Consider the following 17356-nt stretch of genomic DNA (forward strand, 5'->3'; position numbering starts at 1 on the left):
AACTCATTCGAGAACTCATTCGAGAACCCATCAGAGAACTCAGTTGAGAACTTCCTCCTTCATGACTAGGCTTGCAGTTAAGTGTCCGAAATCAAGCGTAAAATTGACTTCGGACTTTTTAATTTTTCAGCAGGAACCGCTATGTCTGACTTCTGGCAAAAGAACCTCTCCGCAGCAAAATCCTTCAGGCAGGAACTGCATCGCCATCCTGAGCTGGGTTGGCAGGAACACCAAACCGCCGCCGCAATCCGGCAACGGCTGACGGCACTGGGGATCGACTGGCGTCCCTGCGCGCAAACCGGCACCGTGGCCCGGCTGGGATCTAGCAATCCATCGGGACGTCATCTTGCATTCCGAGGGGATATTGATGCGTTACCGATTGTTGAAGAAAGCGGCCGTACCTGGTCGTCTCAGCATGATGGCCAGATGCATGCCTGCGGCCATGATGGACATACCGCAGCGCTGATGGCAACAGCTGCATGGCTGAAAGCGCACGAAACACAGTTGAGTGGCCCGGTGACCTTGCTGTTTCAGCCTGCTGAAGAAGGCGGTCATGGGGCGCGGGAAATGATTGCCGATGGCGCGCTGGCAGGGGTGGATGAAATTTATGGCTGGCATAACTGGCCTGCAATTCCGTTCGGGAAAATGATCTGTCCGGATCATCTGGTGATGTGTGGGAACGGGACGTTTGTGGTGACGATTCAGGGGCAGGGCGGGCACGCCAGCCAGCCGGAGTTGTGTGCGGATCCTGTACTTGCAGCATCAGCAATGACGCTCAGTCTGCAGCAGATCATCAGCCGCCGTTTGCCGCCCCAGCATGCGGCGGTGGTCAGTGTGACCTCAATTGAAGCGGCCAGCGGCTTGACTGTGATTCCGCAACAGGCAGTCCTGAGCGGCAGCATTCGTGTGCCGGATGACGGTACGAAAGCAAAGATCAACCAGTGGATAGAAGAAATCTGTCACCACACAGCCCTCAGCTACGGGGTGACTTGCTGTGTCGACATTCAACCGCGTTACAGTGCCACCATTAATCATGCCAAACAGGCCGAAAAAGCCCGTTATGCCTGGCAGGCAGACGCGGATCAGCAGCTTGATCATGCCATTGCGCTGCCGGTCATGGCATCGGAAGATTTTAGTTATTACCTGCAACAGGTGCCCGGTGCTTTTGCCCTCATTGGGGCCAACGATGGTGAAACGGTACATCAGTATCCCTGCCACAGCCCGCATTACGATTTTAATGATCGACTGCTCGAAAAAGTGGTTCGCTGGTACGCCCGGCTTGCGGGGGCGCCATTACCGAACTACACAGGGTAAGAGAGGTTATAAAAATCCCAAGGTGCCGCTTTGTCCTGAACGGTTGAATGAACAGGACGGCGGCCCTTTCGCATTCGTCATTCTGACAGCACAAGGAGATGTACGATGAGCATTTTTGAACAGCGCGAATCCGAAATCCGGGCATACTGCCGGGTCTACCCAGTTGTTTTTGATACGGCAGAAAATGCGCGTCAGACCGATGAGCATGGTAACGAATACATTGATTTTTTCGCCGGAGCGGGTGTCCTGAACTTTGGTCATAACAACGCACGGATGAAACAGGCTGTCATTGAGTATCTGCAGCGCAATGGCGTCACCCACAGTCTGGACATGCATACGACGGCCAAGCGCCGGTTCATGGAACGTTTTACCGAAGTGATTCTGGAGCCCCGCCGCATGCCGCACCGGATGCAATTTATGGGGCCGACCGGCACCAATGCAGTGGAGGCCGCTCTGAAACTGGCGCGACGAGTCACCGGACGTCACGAAATTGTGGCATTCCAGCATGGTTTCCATGGCATGACGCTTGGTGCGCTGGCCTGTACTGCCAATCAGTATTTCCGTGGCGCGGCCGGTGTGCCGCTCACTCATGTATCCCACACCGCATTTGGTGGAGAAGGGGCTTCAGCAGACACTGCCATGCAGGCACTGAAGATGCTGGAGGCCAGCTACAAAGACGGATCCAGCGGCGTTACACCGCCCGCTGCCTTTCTGGTCGAGGTGATTCAGGCGGAAGGCGGGGTCAATATCGCCGATAAAGCCTGGCTCAAGGCACTGGCCGCGTTGGCAACCTCTGTTGGCGCATTGCTGATTGTGGATGACATTCAGGCTGGAATGGGTCGCACGGGTTCTTTTTTTAGTTTCGATGATTACGGGATTGATCCGGATATTGTCTGCCTGGCTAAAGGCTTGGGCGGCATGGGGACACCCATAGCGATGAATCTGGTGAAACCCGAGTTCGATCAGCACTGGTCGCCCGGTGAACATACCGGCACGTTCCGGGGGCAGTGTCTGTCATTTGTCGCTGGTTGCGAAGCGCTCAGTTATTTTGAAGACAGTCAGCTGATGCGGGAAGTGAAAGAAAAAAGCGCTCTGATGCAGGCGGCCCTGGCACCGCTGAATGGTCACACCGCAATTGAAATCCGGGGTAAAGGGATGCTCTACGGCGTCGATGTCGGCAGTGGCGATTTGGCCAAACTTATCGTCAATCGCTGTTTTGAAGCCGGGTTGCTGGTGTCTGCCTGCGGCAGTGGCGGACGGGTGGTGAAACTGATCCCGCCGTTAACCACACCGGAGGCGGATCTGAAAGCCGGGTTATCGACATTGGTGGATGTGATTCAGAACGTCTTGAAGGAGGCGGCATGAAAAAACGTGATGACATGACGTTCCCGTTTGAGGAATACGAACGCCGACTGAGTGAACTGAGATTGCGAATTGCCCAGCGACATCTGGATGCCGTGGTCATTACAGATCCTGAAAATATCATGTATCTGACCGATTATCAGACCACAGGGTATTCCTTTTTTCAGGCGCTGGTGGTGCCGTTGGAAGATGAGCCCTTCATGATCACCCGGGCGATGGAAGAATCGAATATTTTTGCGCGGACCTGGATTGAACGGACCCGGCCTTATCCGGATACCGGCGATGCCATTCAGATGCTGGTGGATGCGCTGCGCGAGTTTGGCTTATCCAGAAAGCGGATCGGTTATGAACGGAACAGTTACTTTTTTCCGGCTTATCAGCAGGATACGATTCATACAACCCTGACTGAAGCCAAACTTCTGGACTGCTTCGGCATTGTGGAGCAGGGCCGGATTTGTAAGTCACCGGTCGAAATTGAATTGATGCGAAAAGCAGCCATTGCCACGGAGGCCGGTATGAAAGCCGGAATCGAAGCCTGCCAGGCCGGGGTGACGGAGAATGAAATCGGTGCCGCTATCAGTGCCGCCATGTTCAAATCGGGCGGAGAAGCGCCTGCGGTGATGCCTTATGTGACTTCTGGTCCCAGAACCATGATTGGTCATGCGACCTGGGAAGGACGAGTTGTGAAGCCCGGCGAGCATATCTTTCTGGAAATCGCCGGGTGCTATCGTCGTTACCATACCGCCATGATGCGCACTGTGGTGCTGGGGGAACTGACGGATTCGATGTACAAAGCGCAGGAAACGATGAAGCTGGCCCTGCATTCGCTGCATGCGTATATCCAGCCGGGTATGACAGTGTCAGATGCGGATAACCTGATCCGTAATATTATTTCGCAGAATGACATTGGTGCCCGGCTGATCACCCGTTCAGGTTATTCCATCGGGATAGCGTTTCCGCCCAGTTGGGACGAAGGCTATATCGTGAGCCTGAAACAAGGGGTATCGACGGTGCTGGAAGAAGGCATGACCTTCCATATCATTCCCTGGATGTGGGGCGTGGACGGTGATAAGACTTGCGGCATTTCCGACACCATTCATATCACCGCGGATGGCTGCGAATCTTTCTTCGAACTGCCGAAAGATTTCTCTGTGAAACCGGAACAGGGTCAATCGGTTCAATCAGGAGCAGAGAAAACGGCCCCCAGGTTGTCTGAGCCCGCTGAACAGAAAGCGACGTCAATCGAGAAAGCCCGCAAAGACAAAAAACAGCAGGCGAACGGTTAGCGACTGAGGAGAAGAAGGATGCCCTTAAAAGCAATCAATCCGGCAAATGGCACGCTGATAGAAACTTATCCGTCGCTGAATGCTGAAGAGATGGATCACCGGATCAGACAGGCCAATGCCGCGCAGGCAAGCTGGCAAAAAATGAGCTTTGCAGAACGTGCAGATGTTTTGCGGCGTGTTGCGGCTCAGTTAAAGGAAGAGAAAGACACGCTCGGCGCACTGATGACGGCGGAAATGGGTAAGCCGGTTAAAGAAGCCGGTCCTGAAGTAGAGAAAGCCGCCTGGTGTGCGGAACACTACGCAGAACATGCGGCAGGTTATCTGGCTGATCAGCATCTGGCCTCTGATGCATCCCAGAGCTACGTGACCTATCAGCCACTGGGCACAGTGTTGGGTATTCTGCCGTGGAATGCGCCTTTATGGCTGGCTTTTCGTTTTCTGGCACCGGCGCTGATGGCGGGCAATACCTGCGCGATGAAACATGACCCGCATGTGCCGGGGTGTGCGAAAGCCATTGCGGAAGCTTTCGAGAAAGCCGGAGCACCGGAACATATCATGGTGAACCTGCCTCTTGAGAACGATCTGGCGGAACAGGCGATTCGTCATTCAGGCATTGCGGCGGTGTCTTTCACCGGCTCGGACCGGGCGGGTGCGGCGGTGGCATCTGTTGCGGCCAGTGAAATCAAGCCTGCAGTGCTTGAGCTGGGTGGTTCGGATCCCTTGATTGTGCTGGCGGATGCGGATCTGGAAACGGCGGCAGATGTGGCCACTTTGTCGCGAATCATCAATGCCGGGCAGTCCTGCATTGCAGCGAAACGGATTATCGTGGAAGCGCCCGTGTATGAAATTTTCACGCAGCTGGTGAAAAGACGGCTGACCTTGCTCAAGGTTGGCGACCCGACAGATCCGGAAACCGACGTTGGCCCGCTGGCACGGGAAGACTTGCGGCAGAACCTGCACCGGCAGGTGTCAGCAACGCTTGATGCGGGTGCAAGGTGTCTGATGGGTGGACAGCCGGATGCTGGCCTGGGTTATTTTTATCCGGTGACGTTACTGGCGGATGTGACGCCAGAAATGTGTGCCTTCCGGGAAGAAACCTTTGGTCCCGTGATGGTGCTGATCAAAGCAAGTGATGCGGATCAGGCGCTAGCACTGGCCAATGACACTGCATACGGATTGGGCGCGGGGGTCTGGACGACGAATCTGGCTCAGGCGCAGCGGTTTATCCGGGAATTGCAGGCTGGGCAGGTCGCCGTGAACGGGATAGTGAAAACGGATCCGCGTTTGCCCAGTGGTGGGATCAAGCGCTCAGGGTTTGGGCGTGAGCTTGGCCCGCATGGCATCCATGAATTCGTGAATGCCAAGCAGGTCTGGGTGAAGTAAAAGGATGGCGGTTGCAAGCGGCTAGGCCGCTTGCACCGTCTGAGTTTTCTGATGATAACGTGCCGAGCAGGTGTATAAGTAGCCCGCAAAGCAAAGTACCACAGCGGTTGAAAGGAAGAGGGCCGGGCCGCCAAACCAGGACAGAATCACCCCGCCCGCAAACGGTGCCAGACTCACCCCGATCGAGGTCAGGTTGCCGGCACCAAAGTATGCGCCCCGTAAATGATCCGGCGCCGCCCGGTCAATCAGCAGGTTAAACGTTGGAAACAGCACCACTTCCCCCACGCTCAGGACAAAAGTCGCGGCCAGCCAGTACCATTCAGGTGCGTCCAGCGGAATCCAGGCATACATCACAAAGGCGGCGGTGAATAAGGCCACGCCCAGATAGACCCGCTGATACAGCGACCATGCATTCAGCAACTTCAGGACCGGAAACTGGAGCAACACAATGACACCGGCATTGACGGTAATCATGCTGGTAAACAGCGGTACAACCCGATCCCCCAGCACATTCAGATACTGCACAAGCGATGTTTCCTGATGCAGGTAGGCGTACATCACCAGCGTATTGGCAACAATGAGCATCATAAAGGCTTTGTCGTTTACCAGAACTCGCAGTGTCTGTGAGAAATTCTGATTGTTTTTGGGCGGTTGCTGTACGTTGCGAATTCGCCAGAACGCGATGACAAAACAAATCCCGTAAATCAGGTAAGCCAGTGCGACCAGGTAAAAAGAGGACTGGACGCCGGTAAAGCCAAGTTGAAGACCGAGCAACGGCCCGAACGCTGCCCCCAGATTGATGCAGTAATACCGGACCTGATGTGCCATTTCCCGCACCGGAATCTCAGGCAGTAAATCTGAAATCATGGCTCGTGCCGGGGGTTCCAGCATCGCTCTGCTGACACCCGCCATGAGCGCACCGGCGGCGTAGAGCCAGCTTTGGTCTGCTTCAGCCAGAATGATGAAGGTGGCGACATGGGCCAGACAGCTGAGAATGAGCAGGTTTTTCCGGCCCAGCTTGTCAGACAGGTACCCGACATACAGCGCCACCACAGCCCCACCCAAAGCCGCCATACTCATGATGGTGCCGATTTCGATTTCAGATAAACCGAAGTTCCGGTGCAGCATGACGGCCATATAGGGCCAGACCATAAAGAATGAAGCGCGGGTAAGCAGGGTACCAATCAGGACCGCCCAGATGGGGGCCGAGAAACGGCGTAAGTGAGACAACTCCATGTCACATGATTTCCTTTGAATTCAGGGAAGTGAGCAGTGTGTCATATGCCCTGATCTTTGTCTGCAAATATTGTTGTTATCAGTGAATGATTTCTTTATTCGATTTATTCGAATGACTTACTCAGATTCTGCCAGTGTTGTTTCCCGATGCCTGCCTCTACACTTGCCCTCAATCGAGACAGACGGCAAAAGAAGCACCTGATGTTCTGATACGGAACTGATTATTCGCGAGATTGTCTGTTTGTCCGGCATAAACTTTCATTCAACATTTTTGAGGACACTCTGATGAAAGCATCAATGATCAAACGCGTACTGACTTCGGTAAACAGTGTGGCACCACTGGCTCTGCGTGTACCTGCCGGGATCATTTTCATGGCGCACGGTGCTCAGAAGCTGTTTGGCGCTTTTGGTGGCTACGGCCTGGAAGGCACGGGTCAGTGGATGGCGTCGATTGGTCTGGAACCCGGGATGCTGATGGCATTTCTGGCTGGCAGCGGTGAATTCTTCGGTGGCCTGCTGATTCTATTGGGCTTACTGACTCGTCCTGCTGCGGCTGTGCTGGCTGTGACTATGGTGGTCGCGATTGTTGCGGTGCATTTACCGAATGGTCTGTTCATGGCAAACGGCGGTTATGAGTTCGGCTTGTCGCTGCTGGCGATTGCGGTGTCACTGGCTGTTTCCGGTGCAGGGAAACTGTCTGTCGATAACCTGCTGGCAAAACGCATCCAATAAAGACGCGTTCATTTCCTCTTTTCAGATCAACCAGACGATAGTGAGGTGATTTATGTTTGAAATCAGACGCGCAGCGGATCGTGGCAGCGCTTCATTTGGCTGGCTCGACAGCCGTCATACGTTTTCTTTCGGCCACTATTATGATCCAAAGCATATGGGTTTTTCTGCACTTCGCGTGATCAATGATGATACGGTACACCCCGGTGCGGGATTTGACACCCATGGGCACAAAGACATGGAAATCATCAGCTTTGTTCTGGAAGGGGAAATTGCCCACAAAGACAGTGCAGGGAATATCAAAATCCTGCCTGCGGGCGAGTTTCAGCTGATGTCTGCCGGGAAAGGCATTTATCACAGTGAGTTCAATGCCTCGCAGCAACATCCGCTGAAGTTTCTGCAGATCTGGATTCAGCCGAATGAATTCAGCGGTGAGCCGGGATATCAGCAGAAAGATTTTGGTCAGCAACCTGGCCTGACGCCTGTCATTACACCCACAGGCGAGCAAGGCACACTGTCGATCAAACAGGATGCACGCCTCAGCCAGCTGATCTTACCGGCTGGTGAATCGCTGACACTGACACAACAACCGGGGCGGCGCTTTTACCTGCATCAGGTGAAAGGGCAACTGACGGTGGAAACGGAAACCCTGCAGCCAGGGGACGGGCTGAAAGTTGAGCAACGCCATGATTTACAGGTGTCGAATCACGGGGATGCCACGGTGACAGCGCTGGTATTTGATTTGCCTTAAGCTTTTCCCTCTCGCTAAGATTGCTTACACTTGACACCGGACCAGCCACATTTCGTGGCTGGTTTTGTGAGCATCCGAGGAGAAAAAATGACCACAGCAAAAATAGGGATTGTAACCGTCAGTGACCGGGCCAGTGCAGGGATCTATGAAGATATTTCCGGCCAGGCCATTATCGATACCCTGAACGATTACCTGACGTCACCCTGGGAGCCGGTTTATGAAGTGATTCCGGATGAGCGTGATGTCATTGAATCGACCCTGATCCGTTTGGCCGACGAAGAAGAATGCTGCCTGATTGTCACGACTGGCGGCACAGGTCCGGCGAAGCGAGATGTCACCCCTGAAGCCACGGAAGCAGTGTGTGACCGCATGATGCCGGGTTTTGGTGAGCTGATGCGCGCCGAGTCACTGAAGTTTGTTCCCACTGCGATTTTGTCCCGCCAGACGGCCGGGCTGCGCGATGATTCCCTGATCGTCAATCTGCCGGGTAAACCGAAGTCGATCCGTGAGTGTCTGGATGCCGTTTTCCCGGCCATCCCATACTGTATTGATCTGATGGAAGGCCCGTACCTGGAAAATGATGAGTCCGTGATCAAAGTTTTCCGCCCGAAACAAAAGTAACCTTTTCCCCGGCTTCCCTGCCGCTCTGGCAGGGAAAATTTCTCTTATCTTTTCAGCACAATCTACACTGTAAACAATCCTATAAGTTGAGGTCGTGCTATGGAAAGCTTCATCCGAACCCTGCCCAAAGTTGAACTGCATGTGCATATCGAAGGGACTTTAGAACCCGAACTGATGTTTGAACTGGCGCAACGCAACCAGATAACGCTGCCTTATGCGTCCGTCGAGGAAGCGAGAGCCGCTTATCAGTTCGAGGATCTGCAATCCTTTTTGGATATGTACTATTTAGGTGCGGGCGTTTTACAAACCGAGCAGGATTTTTATGATCTGACCTGGGCGTATTTATTGCGGTGTCAGCACGATCACGTGATGCACACCGAGATCTTTTTTGATCCGCAAACCCATACCGAGCGGGGGATTGCTTTTCAAACCGTGATGGCTGGTATGACACGTGCGCTGGCAGACGGGGAACAACAGCTGGATATTTCCAGCCGTCTGATCCTCTGTTTTTTACGCCACCTGAGCGAAGCCGCTGCCTTTGAAACACTGGCGCAGGCGATGTCGTATCAGGAGTACATTATCGGCGTCGGACTGGATTCCTCGGAGCGCGGTCATCCACCCGAGAAATTTCGCCGGGTGTTTGAAAAAGCCCATGATGCAGGCTTTCTGACGGTGGCACATGCCGGTGAAGAAGGGCCCGCCAGCAATATCCGGGATGCTTTGTCCATGCTGCGGGTTTCCCGGATTGATCATGGTGTGCAGTGTACGCAGGATCCGGAACTGGTTCGAGCGCTGGCTGAATCGCAGACCCCGCTGACGGTTTGTCCGTTGTCCAATGTGAAACTCCGGGTGTTTGAGGACATGGCCGACCATAACCTCGTGGATTTACTCCGGCAGGGATTGTGCGTCACCATTAATTCGGATGATCCGGCGTATTTCGGGGGATATATGACGGATAATTTTCTGGCGGTTGCTGAATCGTTTGAAGTGACCAAAGAAGAGATGGCCGCTTTCACCACCAATGCGATCCGGGCCAGTTTTTTACCGGACGAAGAAAAAGCGAAACTTCAGCAGCGGTTGGATCATTACCTGCAGGTTCAACTCCATCCTATCCTGTAGACCATGGCATGAAGATGTCTGTCCAGAATTTCGGGCAAAAAAAACGCCTGTCAAATCAATGACAGGCGGGGGAAATAAATATACTCGTACGACCTTGGCGCTGGGTTAAGGGCAGTGAGCCAGTCCGCAAACGCGCCATGGAGAGTATATATTAAGGAACAACATACTTGGTTAAAGCGTAGGCGGCATTATAGGGATGATTAAAAAACGTGCAACGATCTATTTTGTAAAAGTTGTATCGCTAATTGTTAAAACCATCACATATCAGAACCTTAGCGCTGAAATAAAATGAAGGGATTCCTTCGTGAAATTGAATCTTTGTATTTTAACTGTTTGAACCAATGGGACTATTTTGACTCGTTTGCATTTTTTACTCTCCATTACCGTTGAATTCTTTCTCTCAAGCATATATTTAACGCCACCAACGATGGAAAATGTTCTGAAACCAGCGATAAGGCGAGATTCCAGAATATCCAGACTGCGATTTGCTGCAGTTCTGTCCATGATAGTAAGCTTGCATGAGCTGTCTCCGGGCGATCTCAGCCGGACTTTGCGTGGGCCCGATGGCATCTTTCGGATAAAGCAGCCGGGCACTGGACTCGGCATGTTCAGCCGCATAACTGACATCAATGCCTTGAAACCCCAACACCAGCATCCACAGCTGAGTGACCAAGCGTGCGTAACTGTGGTGCTGATTTTGAAAACGTTCTGCGTGTGTTTCACCCAACTGTTCTGTAAACAGCGCATTGAGCGCCTGACTTTTTTCATGGGTACTCTGTACCTGTTCCAGGGCAGCCAGATGGGTTTTGGTCATCAGCCCGAGCAGCAAATCAGCTTCAGATTTTTCGGGACGCTGCGTTACAAGGCGGGCAAATTCTGAGTCCAGCTGAGACAGAATGTGCGTGGTCTGGGTGGTTTCTGAGGTTGCCATGGGTAAGGTCTCTACGCCCATAGTCTGAAAGTGCTGGCTGAGTGAAGGCAAAGGAACTCCTGAAATCTGAACGAAGGTTGCAGGGCTGAAAAACAACTGCGAACGGTGAACGGCCTTGAGTATACGGGATTTCACCGCGTTTGCTAAACTGGTGGCAATTGTCGGAAAAGGAACAGCAAATGACTGCATTTTATGATTTTTCAGCCCGAACCTTGCAGGGGGAATCCCGCGCCATGCAAGCTTATCAGGGAAAGGTGGTGCTGGTAGTCAACACAGCCAGCAAATGTGGCTTCACCCCGCAGTATCAGGGATTACAGGCTCTGTATGAAAAGTATCAGGAGCAGGGGCTGGTGATTCTTGGCTTTCCCTGCAACCAGTTTGGTCAGCAGGAACCCGGCAACAGCGGGGATATCAGCGAATTTTGTGAAGTCAATTATGGTGTCAGTTTCCCAATGTTCGAAAAGGTGGATGTGAACGGCGCGGAGCGTCATCCGATGTTTGCTTACCTGACAGAGGCTTTGCCCGGTTTGCTCGGGAAGAAAATCAAATGGAACTTCACCAAGTTTTTGATTGGCAGAGAGGGTCAGCCGCTCAAGCGTTATGCGCCACTGACCAAGCCGGATGCATTGGAAGCAGATATTCAGGCGGCTTTAAAAGACTGAACCATCATACCGCTGGCCAGTGTGGTGAATGAACCCGGCCGCTGAGACTGGCCGGGTCAGACGGAATCAGATGGGGGCGGTTGTGTCTCCCTGACACATGCTGGTGACACTGAGGGCAGATTCCATGGCCTCTATCGATAAACGTACACGCTGTGTCCCTTCCGTGTTGAGATTTGGCTTCGGCTCTTTCAGAGTCTGGACGGTTTGTTGTTCCGGATGATGACATTGAATGGCGGACACGGTGTGGAATACACCTAAGGCGTAGCCCAGACAGAGTGATTCATTGTGATAAGTCTTGAGGCAGTTATCCATGAAAGCCTGCTGGGGATCTGTCGTATTGGATGCATTGACTGGAGAAGTCAGCGTGAGAGCAAAGATCGCTGAGAGCGTGAACGAGATTGTTTTTCTTATTTTCTTCATGAGCACTTCCTTCTGCTAGAGGACTGATTTAACAGATAGCAAAGCACTGAAAATAAAGCGTGATTCATCTCTCAGCTTATATTTCTGGCGGATGACCGTTCAATGAAATGTGTGTGAACCCTCATTTTTTATGAGCCACTTCAGCCATTTAGTCACGATAAAGCTTCTCGAAACTCTTCTGTGGCGCAGCCATCGCATACTGATTGACATGATCGATCAGACTGATTTTGTGGTCTGCATGTTTTTTCTCTGTCGCTGTCAGCAGATGAGAAATGGCCTGATGACGCTTGGATTCAGGTTTCAGCGCTTCCAGGTACTGATTCAGAAACGTTATCTGTACGGAACTGTCGTTGAAAACACCCAACACATCTTGCAGCAGTTTGAGTTGCTTAATCTGATCTTTGATCACTTTTTTGGGGAACATCGGCGCAAAGTATTCCAGCAAATAACGCAGTTTTTTACAGGAAATCCGAAGTTGATGCAGGTGTTCATCCGGATTGGCGTAGCCGACGGACTGGCATAAGGTCAGGGTTTTCTTAAAGCGCTTCCAGATGCTTTTCTTTGCGGCAGGCAGGCAGGGCTGTTTTCCGGCCTCGGTGGTTTTGTGCTCCAGCTCGTCAATCAAACCGGCAATCTGAGCGCATTGCTGTGTGTAATCCGGTGTATCCAGCCATTCCGTGACGGCAACGAACTGCGCTGTTCGTCTGTCTTTCAGATCATTGAAAAACAGAGATAACCCTTCGTGGTGCTGAGGTTCAACCGCATCAAAGTAGATTTCCATCAAATCCAGATAAACATCCAGATCCCGCAATGCATTGGTTTTCTGCATACAGGTTTTCAGGTCGTTCTGCAGCATGACTTTTTGTTCAGGGTAGAAAATCGGACCCAGCATCCCGATCAGGGCGCGACAACGCCGCAGTGAGACACGGTACTGATGCAGAAATTCAGTGTCATCATCCCGGATTAACCCTTTTTCATGGCGGCGGGCATGTTGAAACTCGGTTTTCAGGAAATGGTAGGTCGGCAGATAAATTTCACTGTCTTTTTTCAGCTTGATTGGTGCTCTCTTCCGGGTTGGTAACCGCAGCTTATCCCGTTTGTTCATACTCATTTGCCCACCTCCTTCTTAACCTTAGCCAATCAGAGCATACGCTGATGTAAAGCTTTCTACACTATTTTACGGTTTTGTGGAATGACTTGATTTTGCAACCAATCAGAAGTTTACGGCGCTTTTGCTCGCAGAGGGCGGCAAGGGGTTATCAAGCGGGTGAACGCTGGCAAGCCAGCTTTACAAATGGTTTTTACATGATGTTAACTTTGTTTTTACAACTGGCTTCTCATCCACACCTCAGTGGTGCTAATTCTATAGATATCGCTGAACAGGCGTCAGCCAAGCAAACAACATGTGAGGATAAACGGATGAGTGAAATGATGAAAAATCCTATGGGCACGGACGGCTTTGAGTTTGTGGAATACACAGCGCCGACTCCTGAGGGCATTGCCAACCTCAAGAACCTGTTCCGTCTGATGGGTTTTGCTGAAATCGCCAAGCACAAACACAAATCTGTGTGGCTGTATCGTCAGGGCGACATTAGTTTCATCGTCAATGGCGAGCTGCATTCTCAGGCCGCCGGTTTTGCCGGAATCCATGGCGCCAGTGTGAATGCGATGGCGTTTCGCGTGCAGAACTCCAGCGAAGCGCTGGCCCATGCGGTTGAAAATGGTGCCACAGCTTGCCCGGCACAAGCCGGACCGATGGAGCTGAACATTCCTGCAATTTACGGTATTGGTGAGTCTCTGATTTATCTGGTGGATCGCTATGGCGAGCATGATATCTACGAGATCGATTTTGATTACTATCCGGATTACAAAGAGCGTCTGGCGAAACAGGATGCAGGTTTGCATACGCTGGACCACCTGACGCATAACGTCAAACAGGGCAACATGGACCTGTGGGCTGGTTTCTACGAGCGCATCGCCAACTTCCGTGAGATTCGTCATTTCGATATCAAAGGAAAGGCGACCGGTCTGCTGTCCCGTGCTATGACGGCGCCATGCGGTAAAATCCGGATCCCAATCAATGAGTCCAGCGATGACAAGTCGCAAATTGCCGAGTATCTGGACCAGTACAACGGCGAAGGCATTCAGCATATTGCGCTGAGCACAGACAATATCTTCCAGACCGTGACCAAGCTGAAAGAAAATGGTCTGGCGTTCATGGATACCCCGGATACTTACTATGAAGGGGTGAACAAGCGGATTCCGGGTCATCAGGAAGATCTGGCGAAACTGAAAGATCTGAAAATCCTGATTGATGGTGATGAAACCGGAATTTTGTTGCAGATCTTTACCGATACTGTGATTGGTCCGGTGTTCTTCGAGATCATCCAGCGGAAAGGCAATGAAGGGTTCGGTGAAGGCAACTTCCAGGCGTTGTTTGAATCCATTGAACTGGATCAGATCCGTCGCGGTGTGATTCAGGTGCCTGATAACGCTTAATTCAGTTTGCTATGAAATGACAAAGCCCGCAGTGCCAAAATGCGGGCTTTGTTGTATCTGGTTTTGTCATTCCTGTTCAGTGGCTCTTTTCGGTAGCCGCTTCAAGTGTTTTCGGGAGCTACGCTTGTTGCAGGGCAACCGGAAGTGATGTCGTTATACTCATAAGAGCTTCATGAAAAGGAGCAAGTATGCGATTTCTGGCGCTGTTATTTCTGGTGATGATCACCGCGTGCGCATCTTTCCCTGAGCCGATACCAGCTTCCATTCCGATTCAGCAGCAGATTTACACGCATTGACATCCTCCCCGAGCTAAAGCGCGGGGATTCCTACAGCTAGACGGCGATGCCCCGCCGCGAGAATATTGCTTGCCGCGTTTACGTCGCGGTCGTGCTCTGCTCCGCACTCAGAGCACACCCATTCTCTTATTCGCAAGCCTGCTCTACCTTTCGGACTGCTGTCGGGGATAGCCCCGCAGCACGAACAAGTTACGGTGGAGTACGATTCGTTGACTACTTCGAACACAACTGACCGCGCTATCGCTTTATATTCCAACTGTGTTTTGAGCATTGACCAACCAGCATCTAAAACCGATTTTGCCATCTTGGTTTTAACCAGCTTGGTACTGCTCACATCGCCAACGATTATCGCAGCGTTGTTATTTACAAGCTGCGTACTGAATTTATGTAAAGCATCCTTGCGACGATTTTTTATCTTCGCGTGAATTGCCTTAACTCGCTTTTTCTTATTCGCTCTCTGAGCGATACCCAAATCCGCTTCTAGATCGCGGTAGAAGTTACCACGCTCTAGCTTAGTGCCATCACTGCACGTCGCAGTGTCTTTAAGCCCTAAATCCACCCCAATGGCGGCTTTACCTGTGGCTGTGGGTAATTGCTCTACCTGTACGCACACATTGAAGTACCAACGCCCTCTAGAGTCTTCAGAGAAAGAACCAGAGGTGAATTCGTACTGTGAAAGCCCGTAGGTATCCCATACTTTAAAGATGTGCTTCGCAAACACTACCTGACCATTCTTCCACTTGGCCGAACCTTTCTTGAATGGAACAAAGCCCAGAGAGCGTTTAGAGCCAGAACTTACGCGCCAGCGTAACTTAGCACGTTTGAATTGCTTTCTTGCTTGAGCATGTTTGGCACATACCTCTTGCGCGGTGTGAGATGGGATAATAAACCCCGATTCCTTTCTGAACTTTAGAACAGGCTTTTGGGTGTCGTAAGCTGACATCCAGACAGGTTTAACCGCGCCAGCATCGCTATAGTTGCGACTAGCTTTCATGGTTAGTTCGTTAGCAAAGTTAAAGCACTGATTAACTTCATACGACATCTGCCTCAGCAGCTTCGCATGTTTATCTTTAACCCTAACACTTAAAGTTTTGGTCTGAATGCTCATATTCCTTTAACATAAGCGCTTTAAAGCTAATTGTAAAGATTGGTCTATGGAGTTTCGGAAAGGGCGTCACTGTGTATTTTTGATGCACGTACACCTCATATTTATCACTAAGTACCGAGGCAAAGTGTTTACTGATGAGCACCTACAAACGATGCGGGGCATAATGGAAAAAGTCTGCGCTGACTTTGAAGCGGAGATCACAGAGTTCAACGGAGAGCAGGACCATGTTCATCTACTGGTGAACTACCCGCCTAAAGTGGCTATATCGAAGTTGGTTAATAGCCTGAAAGGCGTATCCAGTCGGAGGTTGAAGCAACACCCCCCGAGTTGCATAAGCCAGCGTACCTGAAAGATGCTCTTTGGTCGCCAAGCTACTTTGCTGGCTCTGTTGGTGGTGCCCCAATAGAAGTGTTAAAACAATACATCGAACAACAAGATAGGCCGCATTAAGCTGCTTCGCAGCTTGCGCTATCCTTCTCCGCCCTACAAGGACGGAGCTTGTCGTGTTTTTTGGTCAGCCGCTATGTTGCCCGACCTGCTATCGACAAAGAGAAACAACGTTTAATCAGCCATCTGAATCAACCGGTGACGGGAGATGTGGTCCGATATGGCATTCACGAGAAGCCGCCGCTATCCCGCTCGCAAATCCGGCAGTGGTTTCAACGGGCCAACCGACAATCTTCAATATCATGGCCGATTTTCACGGAAGTTCAGCAGCAACGACTGCTCCGATACTATGCCCCTGTCTTTCAGGTTGAAACCCGTTCCAGGGATGACCTGCCTGGCCAGATGAAGTACGTCACCTCGGTTCAACCGACGATCATCACCCGCAAGCCAACGGTCTATACCCACGTCAGCTACACCCACTTTTATGGTCAAACTCTGATGCAACTGAATTACAGCCTCTGGTTTGCGAATCGCACGGCACGCTCGGCGTTCGATCCCTATGCGGGGCCGTTTGATGGCGTGTTGTTCAGGCTGACGCTGGATTCGACCGGACAGCCTTATCTTCTGGACACGATCCACCATTGCGGGTGTTATCACATGGTATTTGCTTTGTCACCTGAACTTAAGTTTGCTTCTCTGGACAACGCGGTGGAATGGCCGATCCGTCAGAAAATTTATGCCGGACAGTCAACGGGAAAACTAGAGATCACTTTGAACCACGGTGAACATATGCTCAAAGATGTGCGCTGGTTGCTGTCGGATGGACAAACTCGTCCGCTCAATCTTCTCCCATATCAACAGCTCCGAAGCCTGCCAACTCCTGATAATCATCATCAGAGTGTGTTTGATCAGGAGGGCTTGCTGCCGGAAAGTGTCCGTGCGGAGCGGTTTTATCTCTGGCCATTCGGGATAATCTCTCCCGGCACTCAGCGGCAGTTAGGCCGCCATGCGACGGCTTTCATCGGCTTGCGTCACTTCGATGATCCATTTTTGTTTGAGACGCTCTTTCAAAAACCTTAAAGCGCTTTATTCAGATGGTTACAAAAGCAGACGCAGGAGGGTGTCTCACTTACCGGAACTGACATGTCTCCAGATTTCTATACTCAGGGCATTGCATGATCCAAACATCGAGTCAGGCCGTGGCCTGTGCTGTGATTTGATCTGGCATTGGCTTTGTATAATACCCGAGCCA

Annotated in this window: 16 protein-coding genes and 1 pseudogene; 12 read left to right on the forward strand and 5 right to left on the reverse strand. The window is 51.6% G+C overall.

Going from position 1 to position 17356, the window contains the following annotated elements:
• Positions 1-141 precede the first annotated feature (141 nt).
• The 4 genes from doeB2 (at position 142) to KDD30_RS17570 (ending at position 5345) form a co-directional block, all read left to right on the forward strand.
• Positions 142-1314, forward strand: coding sequence for a N(2)-acetyl-L-2,4-diaminobutanoate deacetylase DoeB2 (doeB2, locus tag KDD30_RS17555; protein ID WP_211651302.1), 1173 nt, complete (start codon positions 142-144; stop codon positions 1312-1314).
• A gap of 105 nt (positions 1315-1419) precedes the next feature.
• Positions 1420-2679 (forward strand): aspartate aminotransferase family protein, encoded by a 1260-nt coding sequence (locus KDD30_RS17560; RefSeq protein WP_211651303.1) that lies wholly within the window; start codon positions 1420-1422, stop codon positions 2677-2679.
• Positions 2676-3962 carry an ectoine hydrolase gene (gene doeA, locus KDD30_RS17565; RefSeq protein WP_211651304.1) on the forward strand — a complete coding sequence of 429 codons (1287 nt, stop codon included), beginning with the start codon at positions 2676-2678 and terminating at the stop codon, positions 3960-3962. The genes KDD30_RS17560 and doeA overlap by 4 nt, the downstream gene beginning before the upstream one ends.
• A gap of 18 nt (positions 3963-3980) precedes the next feature.
• Positions 3981-5345 carry an NAD-dependent succinate-semialdehyde dehydrogenase gene (locus tag KDD30_RS17570; RefSeq protein WP_211651305.1) on the forward strand — a complete coding sequence of 455 codons (1365 nt, stop codon included), beginning with the start codon at positions 3981-3983 and terminating at the stop codon, positions 5343-5345.
• Positions 5346-5366: 21 nt separating this feature from the next.
• Here the strand turns inward: KDD30_RS17570 and KDD30_RS17575 are convergent, their stop codons facing one another.
• Complete coding sequence (locus tag KDD30_RS17575) at positions 5367-6581, reverse strand: MFS transporter (RefSeq protein WP_211651306.1); 1215 nt, start codon at positions 6579-6581, stop codon at positions 5367-5369.
• Positions 6582-6866: 285 nt separating this feature from the next.
• On the opposite strand from KDD30_RS17575, the gene KDD30_RS17580 reads away from it, so the two are divergent.
• The 4 genes from KDD30_RS17580 (at position 6867) to KDD30_RS17595 (ending at position 9801) form a co-directional block, all read left to right on the forward strand.
• The gene (locus KDD30_RS17580) at positions 6867-7313 is read left to right on the forward strand and encodes a DoxX family protein (RefSeq protein WP_211651307.1); all 447 of its coding nucleotides are present in this window, start codon (positions 6867-6869) and stop codon (positions 7311-7313) included.
• A 52-nt stretch (positions 7314-7365) separates the two neighbouring features.
• Positions 7366-8061: a pirin family protein gene (locus KDD30_RS17585; RefSeq protein WP_211651308.1), complete on the forward strand. Its 696-nt coding sequence runs from the start codon at positions 7366-7368 to the stop codon at positions 8059-8061.
• 87 nt (positions 8062-8148) lie between these two features.
• Complete coding sequence (mog, locus tag KDD30_RS17590; RefSeq protein ID WP_211651309.1) at positions 8149-8682, forward strand: molybdopterin adenylyltransferase; 534 nt, start codon at positions 8149-8151, stop codon at positions 8680-8682.
• A gap of 99 nt (positions 8683-8781) precedes the next feature.
• Positions 8782-9801 (forward strand): adenosine deaminase, encoded by a 1020-nt coding sequence (locus KDD30_RS17595; RefSeq protein ID WP_211651310.1) that lies wholly within the window; start codon positions 8782-8784, stop codon positions 9799-9801.
• A gap of 412 nt (positions 9802-10213) precedes the next feature.
• Here the strand turns inward: KDD30_RS17595 and KDD30_RS17600 are convergent, their stop codons facing one another.
• Positions 10214-10783: a hypothetical protein gene (locus tag KDD30_RS17600; protein ID WP_211651311.1), complete on the reverse strand. Its 570-nt coding sequence runs from the start codon at positions 10781-10783 to the stop codon at positions 10214-10216.
• A gap of 128 nt (positions 10784-10911) precedes the next feature.
• Here KDD30_RS17600 and KDD30_RS17605 point away from each other — a divergent pair, with 128 nt between their 5' ends.
• Positions 10912-11394, forward strand: a complete 483-nt coding sequence (locus tag KDD30_RS17605) for a glutathione peroxidase (protein WP_211651312.1) — start codon at positions 10912-10914, stop codon at positions 11392-11394.
• A gap of 66 nt (positions 11395-11460) precedes the next feature.
• Here the strand turns inward: KDD30_RS17605 and KDD30_RS17610 are convergent, their stop codons facing one another.
• Entirely contained in the window at positions 11461-11814 is a 354-nt protein-coding gene (locus KDD30_RS17610; protein WP_211651313.1) for a hypothetical protein, read from the reverse strand.
• A 148-nt stretch (positions 11815-11962) separates the two neighbouring features.
• Positions 11963-12925, reverse strand: a complete 963-nt coding sequence (locus KDD30_RS17615; protein ID WP_211651314.1) for a CHAD domain-containing protein — start codon at positions 12923-12925, stop codon at positions 11963-11965.
• 308 nt (positions 12926-13233) lie between these two features.
• On the opposite strand from KDD30_RS17615, the gene hppD reads away from it, so the two are divergent.
• Positions 13234-14313, forward strand: a complete 1080-nt coding sequence (gene hppD / locus KDD30_RS17620; RefSeq protein WP_211651315.1) for a 4-hydroxyphenylpyruvate dioxygenase — start codon at positions 13234-13236, stop codon at positions 14311-14313.
• 309 nt (positions 14314-14622) lie between these two features.
• Here hppD and KDD30_RS17625 read toward each other — a convergent pair whose 3' ends face one another.
• Entirely contained in the window at positions 14623-15717 is a 1095-nt protein-coding gene (locus KDD30_RS17625) for an RNA-guided endonuclease TnpB family protein (protein ID WP_211647799.1), read from the reverse strand.
• A 46-nt stretch (positions 15718-15763) separates the two neighbouring features.
• On the opposite strand from KDD30_RS17625, the pseudogene tnpA reads away from it, so the two are divergent.
• Positions 15764-16167 (forward strand): annotated as a pseudogene (tnpA, locus tag KDD30_RS17630) (IS200/IS605 family transposase).
• Positions 16168-16215: 48 nt separating this feature from the next.
• Positions 16216-17184 (forward strand): hypothetical protein, encoded by a 969-nt coding sequence (locus KDD30_RS17635; protein ID WP_211651316.1) that lies wholly within the window; start codon positions 16216-16218, stop codon positions 17182-17184.
• Positions 17185-17356: the final 172 nt, after the last annotated feature.

Source organism: Photobacterium sp. GJ3, assembly GCF_018199995.1.
Lineage (GTDB): Bacteria > Pseudomonadota > Gammaproteobacteria > Enterobacterales > Vibrionaceae > Photobacterium.